The sequence below is a fragment of the Endozoicomonas sp. ONNA2 genome (assembly GCF_024606365.1).
In the GTDB taxonomy this organism is placed as follows: Bacteria; Pseudomonadota; Gammaproteobacteria; order Pseudomonadales; family Endozoicomonadaceae; genus Endozoicomonas.
This window is the reverse complement of record NZ_JAHHPO010000049.1, coordinates 1-2,205: the sequence shown is the minus strand read 5'-3', so window position 1 is coordinate 2,205 and position 2,205 is coordinate 1. Positions and strand designations below refer to the sequence as shown.

Annotated in this window: 2 protein-coding genes; one reads left to right on the top strand and one right to left on the bottom strand. The window is 44.5% G+C overall.

Going from position 1 to position 2,205, the window contains the following annotated elements; translation table 11 throughout:
• Window positions 1-21 precede the first annotated feature (21 nt).
• Complete coding sequence (locus tag KDK14_RS00770) at window positions 22-1,608, top strand: DUF924 family protein (RefSeq protein ID WP_257263107.1); 1,587 nt, start codon at window positions 22-24, stop codon at window positions 1,606-1,608.
• 36 nt (window positions 1,609-1,644) lie between these two features.
• On the opposite strand, the gene KDK14_RS00765 is transcribed toward KDK14_RS00770, so the two are convergent.
• Window positions 1,645-2,061, bottom strand: coding sequence for a hypothetical protein (locus KDK14_RS00765; protein WP_257263106.1), 417 nt, complete (start codon window positions 2,059-2,061; stop codon window positions 1,645-1,647).
• Window positions 2,062-2,205 lie beyond the last annotated feature (144 nt).

Sequence of the window (2,205 nt, the reverse complement as noted above, 5' to 3'; positions counted from 1 at the left end):
TCCCTTAATAACAGGCAGTGAATGATGAGAATATTTTATGGGGCAATACTTGGGCTATTGTCCCTGATATATATTTCAATATGGGATAACCCTGCGTTTGCAGGAGAAGATAGCTGGTCCAGTAATTATAAAAACCCTGATTACTTCTCTGCTGATCATAACTCCCCCAATACGTCTGATCAAAATAACACAATTATTGACCCGGATGACAAATCCGTAAAAGGCTTTATTTTTGAAATCAATAATCATCATCCTGATATCGATATAGACTTTATTAAAAATCCCTACAGCCAGTATTTTTCCAGTATCGGAATTGAGATAAAAGATATTCTGTCGGCACAGGATACCCATATATTTTATTGGCAGAAAACCGGTGATGACCCTCTGTTCTATACCAATTTCAGCCGGGTCATCTCCTGGTATTTAATGAACAGAAGGGACAGTTCGGTGGTTATCAGACCCATTATCGACCATGAAGGGCTGATACCACAGCGAGTGCTTGTTATGGATCGGCCTCAGGTTATTGTGGGCGATACCAGCACTGAATTCAAAGATCCGGAAGCGGCAATTATTGATGGATACCACATTCATATGGATTATCTTGACGGCCAGGAACGCCGGGCAAAATTATTGTTTGACCATTTCCGGCAATATATTGCCAATGAAAGGTTGATTTATTCCGATCTTGACTGGTATCCGCCGCGCTCCAATGGGCCACACGTCCGGGCCGGGTGGGAAATTAAATTTGAACGGGCCGGTAGCCAGCTTATGTATGATTATGGCAAGGCCATGATCTGGCTGGTGTTGAATCATGGTGATGTTCCCATTTATTCCCACAGTAAAAACTGGGTATTTGGCGAAAATGAAAATCGATTAATCTCCCATCTTGATAACGCCTGGTACAGTGGTTTTCGTCCAAGCCTGAATCAACGTTTTTTTTACGACCCCGGGAACAAGAAAAGCGGGCTTTATCGATGGGATCAACAGCTACCGGGTTCAAGATCTGTATCAGCAGCAGCTGTCCAGTCAAAACAGCAGGAGATCCTGGAGTTTTGGTTCGCCGATGGCATGGAAACAAAATGGTTTAAAAAGCAGACCGCAAATTCAGATAATCTGGATCAGGAAATCACAAAACGATTTATGAAAGACCTGATCTTGTTGGCCAATGGGTTTTACGATGATTGGTTAACCAGCCCAAGGGGAAAACTGGCCTATATCATTCTGGCGGACCAGTTTCCGAGAAGTATTTATCGTGGTACGCCGATGATTTTAGCCTACGATAACCTGTCCCTGCGTGTTGCCAGGGCAGCCATACAAACCGGGGATGACCAGCAATTAAACTATTATGAGCGGCTATTTCTTTATTTACCGCTGGTGCACAGTGAGTTAACAGAGGATCAGAGTCAGGCACTGTCCCTGTTTCAGACATTGACGGAAGAAGTGCCTGATGTTCTGAAACAGAAGTTTGATGTTCATTATAAACAGGCACTGAAACATAAAGCAGTGATTGATCAATTTTCACGTTTTATCCACAGGGATAGAATTTTCGGAAAATCATCAACGAAAGAAGAGATCGAATTTATCAGAAAACTGGATGCAGAGTTTTAGCCTCCCGGAGCCGGTTCCCGGGAACCGGCGATAGTATCAATGAGACTGCTCCAACCGCCTGGCATAGACGACGGCATTATAACCAACAGTTGCGACAACATTGCCAGCCGCAAAAAACAGGATAACCAATACTGCATCAACAACACTGAAGCTTGCCACCAGCTGGGTCAAACGACCAAATCCCTCGACAAAAAACAGGTAAATGCCAAATACATAAGGAATATAACTGGGAATGCCCGCCAGCGCCTTGCGTGCTCCCTTATCGAGACCTGTAAGGACAACAACAGAGAATAATGAGCCAACCAGTAACAGCATCCAGCTGGTTTCCATGCCTGTTATGGCCTGCTGTAAAATGGCCATGGTCAGTGTTACCGCAAGGATAACATCGGCTTTGAGGGCCAGAACAGTGAACAGGTCTTTTTCGCTTTTGCCGGTGATCATCTGAACTAACATGGTAAAATCCCACCCCCGATCAGGCTTTGGCAATGGCAGTTATACCATCTGTCCGGCAGGGGAATATTGATGCGGGTCAGTATTTTTACTTAGGAGCTGTCCTGAAATAATTTCGACATTTCTACAGACGCCACCCGCTACTCG